Here is an 18,266-nt window from a genome sequence, read left to right on the forward strand (position 1 = left end):
AAGGATGACGCAAAAAGACGATCGGCCCATTCATGCCAGCCAGCGTTGGCTGAGCTACACCCTGTGCAGCTTGCTAGCCTGGCAGCCGTTGCTGCCCGCCTTGGCGAACGGTGTTAACGTCGCCGAAGGGAATACCCGGCTCGATCAGGCTGGCAATGGCGTGCCGGTGGTCAATATCGCTACGCCTAATCAGGCCGGCATTTCCCATAATAAATACAATGAATTCAACGTGGGCAAAGAGGGGCTGATCCTCAATAACGCCACCGGGCAGCTCAATCAGACTCAGCTTGGCGGCCTGATCCAGAATAACCCCAATTTGAAGGCCGGGCAGGAAGCCCAAGGCATCATTAACGAGGTTGTCGCCCCGAACCGCTCCCAACTGCAAGGCTATCTGGAAGTGGCGGGCAAGCAGGCCAACGTGATGGTTGCCAACCCTTACGGTATCACCTGCGATGGCTGTGGCTTCATCAACACCCCGAACGTGACGCTGACCACCGGTAAACCGGTGTTAGGGCCGGACGGCAAACTGCAGGCGTTGGAAGTCACGCAAGGGGCGATCAGCATTCAGGGCAAAGGGCTGGATGCCAGCCAGAGCGGGAAATTTGCGCTTATTGCCCGTGCCACCGAGATTAACGCTCAGCTGTATGCTCAGGATGCCACCATCACGCTAGGGGCTAACCGCGTGGATGCGCAAGGTAATGCAACCCCGATCGCGGGCCAGGGCGAAGCGCCTAAAGTGGCGGTCGATACCGGTGCGTTGGGGGGCATGTATGCCAACCGTATCCATCTGGTTTCCAGCGACAAGGGCGTAGGCGTCAACCTCGGTAACCTCAATGCCCGTGCCGGGGATATCACCCTGGATGCCAACGGCAAATTGACGCTCAATAATTCGCTGGCCCAAGGCGGTGCATTAACGGCGACAGGGCAAAGTATCAGCATGTTGGGCGACCACAAGGCCACCCAGTCCATTACGTTAAACAGCCAGGGGGATCTCTCCCAGCAGGGCGGCACGCTGGTCAGTGACCAGAATATCGCTCTAGCCAGCGGCGGTACGTTGCAGATGAGCAGCGGCAAACTGACCGCTGGCAACGATGTCAGCCTGCGGGCTCGTGACGCGCAGGTGGACAGTTCCAGCCAGATTGATGCAGCCCGCCATGTCGACATGACGTTGTTCAATAGCGGCATGACGCAGGGGCAAGTGACTGCCGGGCAAAACCTCACTCTCAGCGGTGCCAGCTTGGTCAACAGCGGCACGCTGGCGGCCAATGGGGCGATACAAAGTACCCTCTCCCATCTGGGGAATAGTGGAACCGTTCAGAGCCAGGGTAACCTGTCGCTGAACGGTCAGTCTCTCACCAACAGCGGCAAGATACTGAGTGGGGGATCGCTGGCTGTCACCAGCCAGACGTTGGATCAAGACGGCACCTTGAGTGCCAAAGGTAAAGCCGATCTTACCGTCAGCGATACGTTGCGAAATGGCAGTTACGGCGAGTTGCTGAGCGACGACAGCCTGACGCTGTGGGCTGGAACACTGCAACAGAACGGCCTGCTCTCTGGCGCGACGGGGTTAACCCTCAACAGCGATACGCTGACCACGACGGCAGATGCTCTCACCACCAGCCAAGGTAATATCACGGTTAACGCGGGTAACGCCACGTTGGGCGGGGAATGGAATGCGGGAGGTGATCTAGCTTTGCGGGGCTCGACGTTGAACACGTTGTCGGGTGCTCAGGTACAAAGCGAGGGTAATCTCATCCTCCAGGCACAACAAGCCACGCTGGCGGGCACCCAAACGGCGAAAGGGGCATTAACGGTAGAGGCGGATTCACTGCTGCACAGTGGTAAAAGCCATGCCGCAACCCTGGCCCTGAAGGCGGACACCCTGACAAACCAGGGCACGCTGGTCGCTCCTGTCTTGAAGATCAACAGCCAGACGCTGACCAACAGCGGCTTGCTACAAGGCAGCCAGACCCTGGATCTTATCGCCCGCCTGATGGACAACCAGAAGGGGGGCACCGTGTATACGGCCAATGCCCTGTCGCTGGCCATCCCGACGCTGAAAAACGCCGGACTAATCACCACCGATCGGGATTTGGTGCTCAGTGGCGATCAACTGCTCAACAGCGGTGAAATCAATGCCGTGAACCTGACGGCCAAAACCCAGCGGATCGATAACCAGCAGAGCGGTTTGCTGCTGGCGAAAGATAAGCTGTCACTGAACGGTATGGCGTTGTCCAATGCCGGGCAACTGGCTGCCGATCAACTGACCCTGAACACCAACAGCATCGCCAATAGCGGCACGTTGCAGGGTGACAGCGCCCTTGCTATCAAGGCTGCGGAAGCCACCAACCGTGGGCGTATCCTCACCGGCGGTTCGCTAAACCTGATTGCAGACACCTTGACCAACGCCGGGACGATGCAGGCGGCTATGATGGTCTTGTCACTGGCCAAACAGTTCAGCAACCAGCAAAACGGCTCCGTCAACGCGAGCGGTTCGCTGGCGCTGGCCACCCCTCAGTTCAGTAATGATGGCCTGCTGGCCGCAACGACGCTGACCTTGGATACCACGGCCCTGTTCAATACGGGGACACTACAAGGCAGCCGTCAGCTGAATATCGGCACCTCCACGTTAGACAACCAGCTCGGTAGTGTTTTACTCAGTGGCGGAGCACTGACAATACGGACAGATTCGCTGACCAATAGCGGATTGCTTCAGAGCCAGACACTGGATCTGTCCACCCAAGAGTGGTTTAACAACGGCAATGCGCTGAGTGAACAAACGGCGAGTCTGAAAGTCGCGAATACGTTGACCAACCAAGGGAAGATCCTCGGCCAGCAAGGGATGACTGTCTCTGCGGGCTCAGTGGACAACGCGGGATGGCTGGCGGCCACCGTGCTCTCCGTCTTGGGCGACGTTATCAACAAGGGGCTGGTGCAGGGTAGCCAATCCCTGCAGCTTTCCGGCACTCATCTCAATAACGCTGCCACAGGCCAGATGTTATCGAGCGGGGCGTTACGCCTTGAAGGCCAACAGTTGGTTAATCAGGGCGCTCTGCAAGGGCAACAACTGGCGGTGAAAGCCCAGACCTGGCAGAACAGTGGCAGTGCCCAGGCGCAAGATCGCCTGACGGCAGACCTGACCGGTGACATGCTCAACAGTGGTCTGTTGCTGAGCCAGGATCGGTTTGACCTCACGGCGGCCCATATTCTGAACCAGGGTACCCTGGCGGCAGACAAGGTGGTATTGACCGCGCCACAACTGACCAACAGCGGCCTGTTACAGGGCAACAGCCATCTGCAACTGGCTATCCCCCATATCAGTAACCTTGCCAGCGGGAAGCTGGTCAGCGGCGGTGCGCTGGAGCTGGCGCTCGATCAACTGGACAACGCTGGCCTATTGCAGGTGAACGATGATTTGTCTCTCACCGGCCAGCAATTCACCAACCAGGGCAGCATCCTGGCGAACAACCTGAATTTGAATGTGCAGGGTGCCTTGGTAAACCAGCAAGGCGGCCAACTGGTGGCCCGTGAAAATGCTACCTTCCGCAGCCAATCGGTGAGCAATGCCGGGGTATTGGCGGGCAATACGCTAGCGGTGGATAGTGGCACCGTGACTCACCGCGGCATCATGCAGGGCAATGCCGGGCTGACTCTGAACAGCACCGCGCTGAACGTGCTGGCCGGTGCACAACTGCTGAGCGATGGTGAGCTGGCAATCAACGGTGGCGCAGTCACCAACGCCGGATCCTGGCAGGGGAATAGCCTGACCTTCGGTGTCGACAGCCTGGATAACAGCGGATCGATAAACGCGCGCTCAAACCTGACCGGTACGGTGTTCAATACGCTGCAAAACAGCGGACAGATGGGAAGCCTGGGGACGCTGAACCTGAGCGGCGGCTATTTAACCAACAGCGGCAAGCTGGTGGCCAACCAGTTGATGCTGGATGCCGCTACGCTGAATAACACGGGATTATGGCAAGGTAGCGAGTGGCTGAATGCCCACGGTGATACGCTGACGCTGGGTGCGTCAAGCCGTACGTTGGCAGGGGGCGCGTTGTCGCTGAATGCTGGGCAACTGACCTCAGAGGGGTTGGTTCAGGGTGGACAAACCCACGTCACTGCCACTAGCTGGTTGAACCGTGGCAGCCTGCTGGGGAGCGATTCTCTGGCCGTCAACGTCACCGATGAACTGGTGAATGAAGGGTCACTGCTTAGCCAGGGTAACAGCGAAATACAGGCGCAGACGCTGACCAATGACGGTGCCGTCCTGAGTGACGGAAGTCTGTCTTTGGCGGGCGCTACGTTGAATAACCAAGGTGCCGTACAGGGGAACATCCTCAATCTGACGCATAACTTGGTGAATAACGCAGGTACGCTGATCGGCCTGCAGTCGCTGACGTTAGGTATTCAGGCATTCTCCGTCCCGTTGTTGACGCTGGTGAACCGCAGCCAGGGCTCACTCCTGACGCAGGGAACGCTTTCTGTTAATGGCAGTACGGTGACCAATGATGGCCGCTGGCAGGGGCAACAGATCCTGCTGAATGCTCAGACGTTGAATAACAGTGGCGCAATCCAGAGTGCGGATGCGTTGCAAATGGCTCTGTCTGGGGCATTGAATTCGACGGCTGGCAGCAAAATTACCGCCAATGGTGCCGCTGCATTACAGGCACAGTCGTTGACCAACGCCGGGCAGTGGCTGGCAAAAAATCTCACCCTACACGCTGACACCCTGAATAATCAGGGCGAAATCAGCGGCGTTGACGGCCTGACGGTCGCGCTGAGCGGGGATTTCACCCAACAGCAAGATAAAACCCTGCTGACGGCGGGTGACCTTAAACTGGATGCGGCCTCGGTCACCAACCTTGGGCGTATCCAGGGGAACGGTGTGTGGGTTAACAGCGGTACGCTAACCAACAGCGGGCGTGTACAAGGTGAAACAGGCTTAACGCTGAATCTTAGCGGTGGGTTGACCAATAACGCTACGGGCACCCTTCTCAGCCAGAACGCACTCGCCATTACCTCGCCGTACTGGGTCAACAGCGGCCTGATACAAAGCGGTGCTGACACCCGGTTCGGGGGGACGATATCAGGGCGTAATGACGGAAGCCTGCTTGCTGGCTCCGATCTGTCACTCCATGGCTCGCAATTTACCAACACCGGTTGGCTACAGGCAGGCTCCCTGTTACTGAATGCGGATGCGTTGGACAACAGCGGTACCTTGCTGGCAGAACTGCAGGGAACGTTGACCGCAGGTAGCCTGAACAATCAGGGCACGATCCAGGGAAGCAACCTGGCGTTGAATACCCAGCAACTGACTAACGGTGGCACGCTGCTTGGCACCTCCGGGCTTGGCATCAATGCCAGTCAGGTGGTGCTTCAAGAGACAGGGAAAATGTTCAGCGGGGGCGATTTACTGCTGAGCAGTGGCGATTTTGACCAACGTGGCCAGGTCGTGGCGTTGGGTAACCTGACGCTACAACTGGTGAACGCCTTTACCAGCCAGAATGTGATTGCCGCAGGCCAGAGCCTGAACATCAACAGCCAGGGGGCGTTGACCAACCAAGGCACTCTCCAGGGGCAAAGCGTCAACCTCACGACTTACGGCATCTTGACCAACAACGGGCAAATCACCGGCGGAAGTGGGGTTAGCACCCTCAATGGCAGCTCCATTGCCATGAATGCGGTCGGAACGCTGCAATCAGGGGGCGACGTAACCCTGAACAGCCAGAGCGATATCACCGTTGACGGGTTTACCGGCACGCTGGGCTCGATGACGCTGAATGCGGCTGGCATCCTGATTAACACCGCCTTGCTGTATGCCGGTAACAACCTGTACCTGCTGGCCAACAGCATCAAAAACCTGCGCGGTGACATCCTGGCGGGCAACAGCCTGTGGATGCAGCGTGACATGGCAGGTAACGCCAACGCTGAGGTGGTGAACAGTTCCGGCACCATCGAGACGCAATATGGTGATATCACCATTAACACCGCCCATTTGCTGAATCAGCGCGATGGGCTGAGTGTGGTTAGCTCTGAAAGCAGCGCACCGCAGTACTCCTGGGTGACAGATTTTGAGGCCAAAATACCGTTAACCTTCTTCAACAAAGGCGACTACGGCTATGTCATCAAGTCCTGGGAATCGGGCGGCGGCAGCCCTGGCCACGGAGCGTCTCCGACAACGCATTACAGTTCAACGCCAACGCCTTATCTTAACCAACGGATTAAGGAGTTTGCCTCTGGCGTTTCGACGGTCACCGTCACGGCAAACGGTGGCGCAGCCCGTATCGCGGCCGGGCGCGATCTCAGCCTTTATGCCGGCCAACTGGACAATCAGGCCAGCAATATTCTAGCCAACAACAATGCCTATCTTTCAGGGAGTAACCTGAATAACCAATCCTGGTTCTCGGGCAGTGAAACCCGCTATCAAACGTATCAGTATGGTTATGGCCTGAGCACAGTTCCGGTGCCAGAAACCAGTGTTTCTAAAGGGGAGATTACATCCAACTACATCGTCTACACGGCGACGGGCGAAGTACGCTATGAACGTGGAGAAGGTGAAATCTACCGCGCCGTTATTCAGGCTGGCGGTAACGTCTCGGCAAACTTTGCTAATGACATCAGTAATACCAACACCTTGGCTAACGCGGGTGGAGTAAGCAATACCCTTGCTACGCCTACGCTCAGTACCCTGAGCCAACAGACTATCGGCGGTGCCGTAGAGAAACAGGCGCTGTCTGCCGGTGATAAGGCGGCGGTCAATTCGCCTGAATGGCAAGACAGCCTGCAAAATGCCCTGCAACAGATTAACGGGGGCGGCGGCCTGGATAACGTCACGCCTGAGCTCACAGGGTTAGGAAAATACAGCGAAGGGGACCAGGCTAACGCCCATCTGGGGGATGGAGCCAAGTTACAAAACACCACCACCGATGGCAAGGACCTGATCGGCACGGAGGGTAAGGCCTTAAACCTGTATCAAGGCAAAACGGTCGATACCAGTGCATATCCTCTGCCTACGGGCGAGAATGGCTATTTTGTTGCATCTACCGATCCAGACAGCCCGTATCTGATCACCACCAACCCGAAACTTAACGGCCTGGGGCAACTCGATCCGAGCCTGTTTGGCGATCTCTACGCACTGCTGGGGATCAACCCAGGCCAGAGCCCGCGTGAAACCAACGAACAGTTCACGGTAGAAGACAAATTTATCGGCTCTTCCTATTTCCTGGACCGCCTGAACCTGCACCCGGATTACGATTACCGTTTCCTGGGGGATGCGGCCTTTGACACCCGTTACGTCAGCAATGCAATGCTCAATCAGACGGGGAGCCGCTATCTGAACGGGATAGGTTCAGACTTGGAGCAGATGCAAACCCTGATGGATAACGCCGCTAAGGCGCAACAATCGCTGGGGCTGAAGTTTGGTGTTTCGTTGACGGCGCAGCAGATCGCCTCGTTGGATCACAGCATCTTGTGGTGGGAAGCGACCAGCATCAATGGCCAGACGGTGATGGTGCCGAAGCTCTACCTGTCACCAAAAGATGTGACGATCAATAACGGCAGCGTGATTTCAGGGAAAAATGTCTCGCTCACCGCCGGTAATATCACCAACAGTGGCAGCACGCTGACCGCACAGAACGCGCTGACGCTCGATAGCCAGAACAGCATCAGCAACCTCAATGCAGGCCTGCTCAATGCGGGCGGCAACCTGCAACTGAGCGCGATTGGCGATATCAACAATATCGGCTCAATCATCAGCGGCAAAACGGTGCAGTTGGAAAGCCTTGATGGCAGCATCCTCAACCAGACGCTGACGAATCAGTGGAATACCCAGGGTTCTCTGGGCGGCTGGATGCCACAAAGTCTGTCGCTGTCACGCACGGAAATCGGCGATATCGGTACCATCCAGGCCTTGGACAGTTTGAGCCTGAGCGCTGGCAACAACATCGATATCCTGGGGGCCAAATTGACTTCCGGTGGTGCGATGGATCTGCTGGCGGGGGGCGATATCAACGTTCTGGCCAACACCACCTACAGCGCCGATAAATATCAGAGCTGGCGAAACGTAAGAGAGAGCGAAACTCACAGCAGCCAGGGCAGCGAAATTAGCGCTGGTGGACCGCTGACGGTTGATGCAGGCCGTGATGTCAATGTGAAGGCCAGCCAGGTTGGCAGCCAGAGTGATACTACCCTAATAGCTGGGCGCGATATCAACCTGCAAACGCAGGAAGCGAGCACCCGGCAGAAAGATAACGGCACCGAACAGCGCAGTAACGATGCCACGCGCACCACCCTCACCAGCGGCGGCGATTTAACGCTGGATGCAGGCAGGGATGTGAACTCGCAGGCCGCAGCAATGGTGGCGGACAACAACGTCAACCTGAACGCCGGGCGTGACGTAAACCTCAATACCCAGCAAACCAGCGAATACCGCGAGAGCAAGGAAGGTAAACGCCAGCAGGTGGATGAGTCTATCCGTCAGCAAGGTACTGAAATTGCCAGCGGGGGCAACACCACGATTCGCGCCGATCGAGATGCCACCTTGAATGCGGCACAGGTGCAGGCCAGCGGTGATATAGCGGTAAGCGCCGGACGCGATCTGACGCTCAACAGCGCCACCGAAAGTGATTACTCCTTCTTCGAAGAAACCAAGACCAAGAAAGGGTTCCTGTCGAAGACCACCACCCACACGGTGCGGGAAGATTACGCCACGCAGGAAAAAGGCACGTTGCTGAGCGGCGACAATGTGTCGCTGTCTGCGGGTAATGACCTGACGGTGAAGGGATCTTCGGTTGTGGGTGACAGCAAGGTTAACCTGCAAGCAGGCAACAATGTTGAGATCGTAGCGGCGACGGAAGAACAGTCCAGCTACCGGTTGGATGAGAAGAAAAAGAGCGGGCTGATGGGCACCGGCGGTATCGGGGTGACGATTGGTAGCTCCAGCTCTCGCCATCAGGTGAACGAAGACGGTACGACGCAGAGCCAGAGTGTCAGCACTATCGGCTCGACCGGTGGCGATGTGAATATCGTTGCGGGCGGCAAAGCACATATTGGCGGTGCGGATCTGATTGCCGGTAAAAATCTCAACGTTACTGGCGACAGCGTCGTTATCGAACCGGGGCATGACCTGCGTACGGTAGAAGAGCGGTTTGAACAGAAGCAGAGTGGCCTGACGGTGGCGTTGTCCGGTGCGGCAGGTGCAGCGGCCAACTCAGCGATAGCGGCAGCGCAGAGTGCCAAAAGTGAAAGCGATGGCCGTTTGGCCGCCTTGCAGGGCACCAAAGCCGCGTTGTCCGGGGTGCAGGCAGGGCAGGCCGCTGTGTTGGAGAATACCAAGGGTAATGCAGGTAATGCGATTGGTATCAGCCTTTCTCTGGGGGCCCAAAAGTCTTCATCCACGCAAAAACAGGTCTCTGATAATGTCACCGGTTCGACGCTGACGGCGGGTAATAATCTGTCGGTGACCGCAACCGGTAAAGGCAGCGGTGCCAACAGTGGCGATGTGGTGATTGCGGGTAGCCAGTTGAAAGCGGGTGGCGATACCGCCATCGATGCCTCTCGCGACATCTTGCTTGCCGGGGCGGCTAATTCCCAACAGCAGACGGGGAGTAACAAGAGCAGCGGCGGTGAAATCGGTATCGGCCTGAGCCTGGGCAAAGACACGGGTATCAAGGTATTCGCCAACGTCAACGCTGGCAAAGGCAGTGAGAAAGGCACCGGTACGCAGTGGACAGAGACAACCATCGACAGCGGTAAGACGCTTGCCATGAACAGCGGGCGCGATACCACGCTGGCCGGTGCACAGGTCAGCGGTGACAAGGTGGATGTTGACGTAGGACGCAACCTGACGCTCTCCAGCCAGCAGGACAGCGATCTCTACGACATGAAGCAGCAGAACGTCAGTGCGGGTGGCAGCTTCACCTGGGGCTCGATGAGTGGTTCTGGCTACCTGAACCTGAGCCAGGACAAGATGCACAGCAACTACGACTCGGTGCAGGAGCAGACCGGGATCTTTGCGGGCAAGGGTGGCTTTGACGTTAAGGTCGGCGAGCATACCCAACTGGATGGCGCGGTAATCAGTTCAACGGGCACGGCGGACAAAAACAGCCTGGATACCGGGACGCTGGGCTTCAGTGACCTGAACAATAAGGCGGACTACAACGTCGAACATGTCGGGGTCGGGATAAGCGGCGGTGGTGACTTTGGCGGTAAGGAGTTCCAGGGCAACCTGGCGGGCGGGATGCTATCGGGCCTGAACGGCAGCGGTCATGCTAGCGGCACCACGCAGGCGGCGGTGAGCGAAGGTAACATCACTGTCCGTGACAAGGACAACCAGCAACAAAATGTCGCCGACCTGAGCCGGGATACGGAGAATGCCAACGGCAGCATTGCGCCGATCTTCGACAAGGAGAAAGAGCAGAACCGGTTGAAACAGGCGCAGTTGATTGGCGAGATCGGCGGGCAGGCAGCGGATATCATCCGCACGCAGGGTGAGATAAACGGGCTGAATGCGGCGAAAGCCGATCTGGCGAAAGATGGCAAACTGCCGCCGGAGCCGGGGAAAAATGCCAAGCAGGAAGAGATTGATCAGTACGTCAGCATCCTGAAAGACACCACTGCGTATAAAGAGGCCATGAAGCAGTATGGTACGGGCAGTGACTTGCAGAAAGCGGCGCAGGCGGTGACGGCTGCGTTGCAGGGGTTGGCAGGGGGAAATATCTCCCAGGCTCTTGCTGGTGGTTTGAGCCCGTACGCGGCCGAGCAAATCAAGAAGTATACCGGTACGAATGAAACGGCCAACGCGCTTGCCCATGCGGTGTGGGGGGCGATAGCGGCACAAGTGAGTGGCAACTCGGCAGCCGCGGGTGCTGCGGGGGCCGCTGGTGGTGAATTGGCCGCGCGTTATCTGGCAGAGAAATTATATGGTGCAGACACGCCGGAAAAAATTGCTAAACTGAGTGAGGAGCAGAAGCAGAGTCTCAGTGCGCTATCGACGCTGGCAGCAGGTTTAGCTGGCGGCGTGACAGGTGATAGCACCGCTAACGCTCTGGCGGGGGCTCAGGCCGGTAAGAATGCGGTGGAGAATAACTTCCTTAGCCCACAACAAGCTGAAACGCTGAATAAGTCTATTGAGGATCAGAAAGCTGGTAAAAACCTGCTAGAGGCTTCACAGAATATCGTCAGGCTGACGAATGAAGACCGAGCTAGCAATGTGTTACTGCAACAGTACCAATCAGGCCAACCACTGACAGAAGGCCAGAAGCAAGAGCTAGCTGGATTGCTTAACCAGTATGGTTATGAACTTCAGTCTATGTACGGGTATACCCCACAGCAAGCGGCTAACGCTATTCAGTCACTGGTCGCAGGCAAAGCGTTTGTTGCCTCCACAGGAGATACCAAAGCGTATAACGAGGCGCTGAGTTATCTGAAAGGGTACAGCGTACAATCCGGCCAGGCTGCATTAGGAACCGATGCTTTACTCGCTTTGCCCGGTGCTCCGGGGATTATTGCTCGTTCAACTCTGGCAGCAGGCGGGGGTTATCAAACCGGTACTGGAATCGGCCAGGTAGTTGATGGCAACTACGGAGAAGGTGCACTAAATATCGGCTTAGGGACAGCGGCAATCTTTGGTGGAGTTGCGGGAAACAATGTTATAGGCAAAGCAGATGGAGCAATAGCGCCACCGGGTAACTCTACCATATGGCAAACCGGCTCTATCGGTAATGTGATTGCGAAATCTGAGGGTGCTTTAACGGGGCCTGTCACCAAGATGGAATCAGGGATGACGAAGGAGAATATCCGCTCGCTGAACCGGGAAAATGAGAGTGCTCAAATTCTTTCACAATCAGGATTTTATGTGGAGCAGAACCCTTCTATAGCTGGAAGGAAAAATCCGGATTACCGGATTAATGGCGAGATCTTTGATAACTATGCTCCTAGTTCTAGCAGTGTTAGGAATATATGGTCTGGTGTTAAAGAAAAAATTGACTCGGGGCAAACAACAAATGTTGTTATTAATATGAGTGATACAAAAGTGTCAATTCCTGCATTGCAGCAACAACTCACTAAGTGGCCAATAATGGGGCTTGAGAAGGTTATTGTTGTTGATAAATCAGGCAATACTATAAGGATTAAGTGAGGGGATTATGTCTATACATATTTCATGCTATACAACATATAACCTTGCTGAATTGCAGGGGAAATTGAATGCATTTGCAGAAAAATACCCCTGTGTATTCCCTGCTCAATATTATTTATCAAATGGAGTTATACCTCATCCAATTCAGCGAGAGGTTGCAAGTGATTTTGGATTGGTGCCCTGCTCTTACTTTGTTATCAGTGTGAATAACAAATCTCTTAAAATATCGACAGACGAAATGGCAGAGATGATCAGAAAAGAGTTAGGTTCAGACAATGTCATCGTGCTTTTAAATGGTGAAGACCTAATCTAGATCTCGTGATAAATCCCGGGCAGTTGGCCGGGATCTTTATTGTGTACGGGACACGACCGGTAAATTGAGGTAATATGTCAATAAATATAATATGTTACAGTAAAATTTTTAGTTTCTGAGCTACAACTTCAGTTGGGTCGCTTCCTGTGAAGGATCTCTGCTAACTGGTCGGGGTTGTGTGGTTTGTTAATTATATATTATCAAGGAGTTGATATGCTTTATAAGAAAACCAGAGTAAGTGTTATATTTTTTTCATTGATGGCCACCATGTCATTAGCCAGTTGTAGTCTGTTTCCTGACCCGCCTATGTACGTTCCACCACCAAATGATGGTAAGGTTGCAAAAGTTCGACTTCTAGGAAACCCGCTGACCTATTCGATTAGTCAGAAAAAATCAAATGGTGAGTCTAATGGTGGATATGTACAAAAGCATAGGCGTTTCCTAAATATTATTCCTAATAGTACGAAGTCAATAGGCATGCCTAAGTTACCACAAGGTGACTACAGTGATACTTATACTGAGGTTACGGTAACTCCAGGAATTAAAACAACAATCTCTCATAGAATTAGTAATCCAGATGGAGGGGGGTGTAGCGTCAGTTTGGATTTCACTCCTAATGAAAAAGGGTTGTATGAGTTTAAATATAACTACTCAGACAAATCTGGATATTGTGTTTTATATGGGAATGAAATCAAGTACGACAGCATCAATGAAACTTATATTGAAGAGAAAATAAAATGAAAATGAGTAAATGTCCAGTTGTTTTTATGTTTTTTTTATTAGTGGGTTGTGCTTCTAATGTTGATAGAACAAAGGTTACAGCGCTTGACCAATATACAGAAAAAACAATCAAAGAATCTTTGATTGTTGGCTCAACAACAAAAAAAGATGTCATTAAACTCCTTGGTAGACCAAATTCTCCAGAAGATTATAACGGGCGTAATGTATGGTTGTATAATTCTAAAAAGACTGATAGAAGAGTAATTTTTTTAATTCCTGTTATCAATGATAAAAACCAAGTTTTGGAGCTAACATTTAATGATGCAAAGATCCTCAAGGATATGAAATATCAGGAACTAAAACAGTAAATAGCGTCTCACTGCATTATTCAGAGAAGAAAACAGGGTTCGGCAATGCCGAACCCTGTTTAGTTCACGGCACCTGCTGTTCCAGAGTCTGCCCATCCTTGCTGGTAGCCTGCAACTGGCCCCGCAAAGACGCCTTAAACGGCCCATCACTATTGAGTAATCCCTTCACCTGCAACTGCAGATTACCATCACCCTCCAGCGGCACATGCTGCCAACCCCATTGTTGCAAGGTATTCACTGGTACCGAGCGCCCGTTAAGGGACAGGGTGAACGGCTTACCAGGCAGTTGGCTGACGTTGGCCTTGGCATCCAACAGGCCATCGGGCATAAAGGCGCTCAGCTCGGTAACGTTGATCTGCTGTGCATCCGCATCCAACGCCAGCGAAGGGCGGCGCACGTCGATCTTGTTAAAGGTGGCACCACCGGCGTTGAGTTTCAGCGAACCGGACCAAATCCCCCACTGATGGTCACTGGCCAACAGCAGATTGCTGCCGTTACCATCCAGTGAGGTGAGCTGGAAGGGGAAATCCGGGTTGATATCAATGATCAGGTTACGATTGGTGTTCATCTTGGCAACGTACACCTCCGCCAGCCAGCTTGGCAACGGCTGTAACCAGAGTTCACGCCAGTTGCTGGGCAAGGTGTACTCCAGCGCTGAAACTGCCACCTCGTCGAGTTGCAGGCGCTTATTGGCGCGCAGCCAGTTGCCAGTGGTACGCAGCAATCCACCTTCCCAGCGGGTGCTGAACTGGCCAATGGCAATACCCGCTGGCGAGAGTTGCATATCCATAATCGGGTCGATCAGATGGAAGTTGCCATTGATCAGGTCGTCGGCGGTGAAGTTAATCGCGCCATCCTGACTGCTCCAATCCCCCTGTTGGAAGGTGATATTTTGCATCGACAGATCGAGATCGTTCGCCGCCCAAGCGTTACCTTCCAGGCGGGCGTTAATCAGATCGAAGCGTTTCAACGTAATGGGTGGCAACGCCGTGAAGCGGTCCCAGAACTGTTCTAGCGTCATTGGTACTTGTAGGCGGACGTTGCTCAGCCGCAACCGTTCAACCAACCAACTGCCATCGGCAGCTCGGCTGGCTACCCCGGTCAGATCGCCTTGTGCCAGATCGGCACCAAAGTCGCTCAATACCAGCTGATTTTGTTTGATTTCGCCCTGGATCAACACCTGCGAGGCCGGAATACCGTTGACCACCATCGAACCGGCGCTGAACTGGAACTGATTGTTATCCCCGAGCAAATGGCCTGCCGTAGGCTGCCACGGGTTGATCCCGGCGTTGACCTTCTGCGCGTTAAGCTGCCAGCTCTCATCGTTGGATTGCAGCGCCATATTACTCAGTTGCAATACATCGGCCTGTATTGGCAGGGGGGCGCCCTGCAAAGGCTGAACGTTTAAGGTGCCGTCGCGCAGCGTGATGCTATCGAAATAGCGTGGCTCGGTAATTTGCCGCAGGCTGAAAGCCATATCGACCTGCTTGGCCGCCAAGAGCTGCGGTTGGTTGGCACGGGCGAGGGTTACGCCCTCCAGGCTGAGTTGCCCTGGTTTGCTCCACGAATGCGTTATTTTTTCTACCGACAGCTGGTAATCACTACGATCGCTGATCCAGTGACTCAACCAGCCTGCGGCCCAGCGGGTTTGCCCCACCACGTAGAGCAGCACAATGGCCAGCACTATCAGCAGCAGCAACGTGATCAATAGTTTTCCGATAAATTTCATCGTGTGGATCCGTAGCGGACAGAAAAGATACCCTGTTTATGCCGCAATTAGCCTTCCAGCTCAAGGGCAATGGCCTGAAAGACAATAAAAAAACGGCCAGTAGCGGTTTGCCAATGGCCGTTGGTTTGCTGCGGGAAGCGCTTATTTTTCTTCTGGTGGGAACAGCAGGTTCAGCACAATGGCGGTGATACCACCGGCGGCGATACCGGAAGAAAGCAGGGTTTTCAGCCAGTCCGGTGCAAACTGCAAGATCAGCGGCTGTTGGGAAACCCCCATACCGACGGCCAGCGACAGCGCCATAATCATGATGGCGCGGCGGTTTAACTTCTCGCGGGAAACGATACGCACGCCGGAGGCTGCAATGGTCCCGAACATCACGATGGTCGCGCCGCCCAGCACCGGCTCAGGAATGTGTTGCACAAAACCGGCAACGGCCGGGAACAGCCCCAGCAGGATCAGCATCAGTGCCACCACAAAACCGACATAGCGGCTGGCAACGCCTGTTAGCTGGATCACTCCGTTGTTCTGACCAAAGCAGGAGTTCGGGAAAGTGTTGAACACTGCCGACAACATCGAGTTCAGGCCGTTGGCCAGCACGCCGCCTTTCAGGCGCTTCATATATAGTGGGCCACTGACCGGCTGTTCAGAAACGTCGGAGGTAGCGGTGATATCACCGATGGTTTCCAGCGAAGTGACCATAAAGATCAACATCAGCGGCAACAGCAAGTTCCAGTCAAAGCCTAGGCCGTAATACAGCGGGGTAGGGACGGTGATCAAGGTTGTCTGGGTGGCCGGTTCGGTTTCCGGCAGCATGCCCATGGCCCAGGCCAGCAGATAACCTATGGCCATGGCGATCACCAACGAAGCGACGCGCAGGTAAGGGTTACGCTGGCGGTTAAGCAGAATAATCACCACCAGCACTGCGCCTGCCAACAGCAGATTCTTGGGCGCGCCGAAGGTGTGATCGCCCATCGCCGCATAGCCGCCACCGATGGAGGTCAGCCCGACCTGGATCAGCGACAGGCCGATAATCATCACCACAATGCCGGAGACCAGCGGGGTAATGATACGGCGTGCCAGATGCAGCACGCGTGACAGCAGGATTTCGGTACAAGAGGCGACCATCAAGGTGCCAAACAGTGCAGCCATCATGGTGGGCACGTCTGCGCCGCCGTTTTTCAGCGCCAGCCCGCCCATAATCAGCGGTGAGACAAAGTTAAAACTGGTGCCCTGAATAGACAGCAGGCCAGACCCCACCGGACCCCAGGTTTTGATTTGCAGGATGGAGGCCAAACCGGAAGCGAACAGCGACATACTGATGATGTGTTGCGTATCCTGCGCAGGCAGGCCAAGCGCCTGGCAGATCAACAGGGCCGGGGTGATCACGGCAACAAACATCGCCAGCAGATGCTGACTGGCGGCAAACAGCGTTTGCGGCAACGGCGGGCGATCTTCCAGGCGGTAAATCAGTTCACTATTGTGTGAAACGGGGGCTGATGCTTTTTGCGCGGCATCAAGCTCGGCGGTTTGGCTGGACATGGTGTGGCATTCCCAAAGGCGGCAAAGAAGGCATTTTAATGATCTGCTTCACAAAAGCAAACGGTTGCGCATTAATATTTTGTACGAGGCTGAATCCATTAATGTCGCATTTTCGTTCATTTTTTCTTGTGTTATTAGCCGTTTTTACTTTTAATCCACCCTTCATCAAGTTAAAAAACTGAGTAAATTTTATAACTTATTAATTTATTGGATTTAATTACTACACGGAGTAGCTAGATGTTTCATCTCGATACTTACGGCACTTTAGTTGCCGCCACGCTGGTCCTACTGCTTGGGGGCAAATGCGTGCGCTCCATTCCTCTGCTGAGAAAATATACTATTCCTGCTCCCGTTGCCGGCGGTCTACTGGTGGCGGTCCTGCTCCTGGTTATGAAGAAAACGGTGAACTGGGAAGTCGGCTTTGATATGTCGCTGAAAGACCCACTGATGCTGGCCTTCTTTGCCACTATCGGCCTGAATGCCAACCTGGCGCGCCTGCGGGCGGGGGGCAAGGCACTGGTCGTGTTCCTGTTCGTGGTGCTGGGTCTGCTGTTGGTACAGAATGCCATCGGTATCGGTATGGCGAAAATGCTGGGGCTGGATCCGTTGATGGGGCTGATTGCGGGCTCGATTACGCTTTCTGGCGGGCATGGCACCGGGGCGGCCTGGAGCAAGGTGTTCATCGAGCGCTACGGGTTTGAGAATGCCACCGAAGTGGCCATGGCCTGCGCCACCTTTGGTCTGGTGCTGGGCGGCCTGATTGGTGGCCCAGTGGCTCGCTATCTGGTGAAACACTCCTCAACGCCGGAAGGCACACCGGATGATAGTGTGCAGCCGAGTGGCTTTGAAAAGCCGGAAAGTGGCCGCCTGATCACCTCGCTGGTGATGGTAGAAACCATCGCCATGATTGCCATCTGCCTGAGCCTCGGTAACTTTATTGCCGGGTTATTGAATGGTACCGCCTTCGAACTGCCGACCTTTGTCTGCGTGCTGTTTGTTGGCGTGATCCTCAGCAATACCCTGTCGGCAACGGGCTTCTACCAGGTGTTTGAGCGTGCGGTCTCCGTACTGGGTAACGTGAGCCTGTCGCTGTTCCTGGCGATGGCGTTGATGAGCCTGCGCCTGTGGGAACTAGCTTCGCTGGCCCTGCCAATGCTGGCGATCCTGGCGGTGCAGACGTTGGTCATGGCACTGTATGCCATCTTCGTGACCTACCGCGTGATGGGTAAAAACTACGATGCTGCCGTGCTGGCTGCGGGGCACTGTGGTTTTGGCATGGGGGCGACGCCAACGGCCATTGCCAACATGCAGGCGATCACCGATCGTTTCGGTCCTTCGCATCTGGCATTTTTGGTGGTGCCGATGGTGGGTGCGTTCTTTATCGATATCGCTAACGCCATCGTGATTAAGCTGTATCTGATGCTGCCGGTGTTCGGTTAAGTGATGATAACCCCTCTTGGC

7 protein-coding genes are annotated in these 18,266 nt (G+C 54.7%); 5 read left to right on the forward strand and 2 right to left on the reverse strand.

Features of this window, described 5'->3' with window-relative positions; all coding sequences use genetic code 11:
* The first annotated feature begins 4 nt into the window (after positions 1 to 4).
* The 4 genes from N6G83_RS41190 to bamE all read left to right on the forward strand — a co-directional run bounded on the left by N6G83_RS41190 (position 5) and on the right by bamE (position 13,537).
* Positions 5 to 12,136, forward strand: coding sequence for a hemagglutinin repeat-containing protein (locus N6G83_RS41190; RefSeq protein WP_211135440.1), 12,132 nt, complete (start codon positions 5 to 7; stop codon positions 12,134 to 12,136).
* Between the two features lie 7 nt (positions 12,137 to 12,143).
* Positions 12,144 to 12,449 (forward strand): hypothetical protein, encoded by a 306-nt coding sequence (locus tag N6G83_RS41195; protein WP_074423322.1) that lies wholly within the window; start codon positions 12,144 to 12,146, stop codon positions 12,447 to 12,449.
* A gap of 213 nt (positions 12,450 to 12,662) precedes the next feature.
* The gene (locus N6G83_RS41200; RefSeq protein WP_248006611.1) at positions 12,663 to 13,190 is read left to right on the forward strand and encodes a hypothetical protein; all 528 of its coding nucleotides are present in this window, start codon (positions 12,663 to 12,665) and stop codon (positions 13,188 to 13,190) included.
* Entirely contained in the window at positions 13,187 to 13,537 is a 351-nt protein-coding gene (gene bamE, locus N6G83_RS41205; protein WP_094981547.1) for an outer membrane protein assembly factor BamE, read from the forward strand. Before N6G83_RS41200 ends, bamE begins: the two co-directional genes overlap by 4 nt.
* A gap of 64 nt (positions 13,538 to 13,601) precedes the next feature.
* Here bamE and N6G83_RS41210 read toward each other — a convergent pair whose 3' ends face one another.
* Complete coding sequence (locus N6G83_RS41210) at positions 13,602 to 15,266, reverse strand: AsmA family protein (protein ID WP_211135442.1); 1,665 nt, start codon at positions 15,264 to 15,266, stop codon at positions 13,602 to 13,604.
* Between the two features lie 141 nt (positions 15,267 to 15,407).
* A complete protein-coding gene (locus N6G83_RS41215) occupies positions 15,408 to 16,805 on the reverse strand; it encodes a nucleobase:cation symporter-2 family protein (RefSeq protein WP_024527836.1) in 1,398 nt (465 codons plus the stop codon).
* A 237-nt stretch (positions 16,806 to 17,042) separates the two neighbouring features.
* Between N6G83_RS41215 and gltS the strand changes: the two genes are divergently transcribed.
* A complete protein-coding gene (gltS, locus tag N6G83_RS41220; protein WP_029710944.1) occupies positions 17,043 to 18,245 on the forward strand; it encodes a sodium/glutamate symporter in 1,203 nt (400 codons plus the stop codon).
* Positions 18,246 to 18,266 lie beyond the last annotated feature (21 nt).

This window comes from Serratia sp. PL7, from assembly GCF_945957435.1.

What these genes read in the sequence shown, in the direction of transcription:
- N6G83_RS41190 (WP_211135440.1), top strand. Translation starts at nt 5, where the DNA reads ATGACGCAAAAAGACGATCGGCCCATTCATGCCAGCCAGCGTTGGCTG.
- N6G83_RS41195 (WP_074423322.1), top strand. Translation starts at nt 12,144, where the DNA reads ATGTCTATACATATTTCATGCTATACAACATATAACCTTGCTGAATTG.
- N6G83_RS41200 (WP_248006611.1), top strand. Translation starts at nt 12,663, where the DNA reads ATGCTTTATAAGAAAACCAGAGTAAGTGTTATATTTTTTTCATTGATG.
- bamE (WP_094981547.1), top strand. Translation starts at nt 13,187, where the DNA reads ATGAAAATGAGTAAATGTCCAGTTGTTTTTATGTTTTTTTTATTAGTG.
- N6G83_RS41210 (WP_211135442.1), bottom strand. Translation starts at nt 15,266, where the DNA reads ATGAAATTTATCGGAAAACTATTGATCACGTTGCTGCTGCTGATAGTG.
- N6G83_RS41215 (WP_024527836.1), bottom strand. Translation starts at nt 16,805, where the DNA reads ATGTCCAGCCAAACCGCCGAGCTTGATGCCGCGCAAAAAGCATCAGCC.
- gltS (WP_029710944.1), top strand. Translation starts at nt 17,043, where the DNA reads ATGTTTCATCTCGATACTTACGGCACTTTAGTTGCCGCCACGCTGGTC.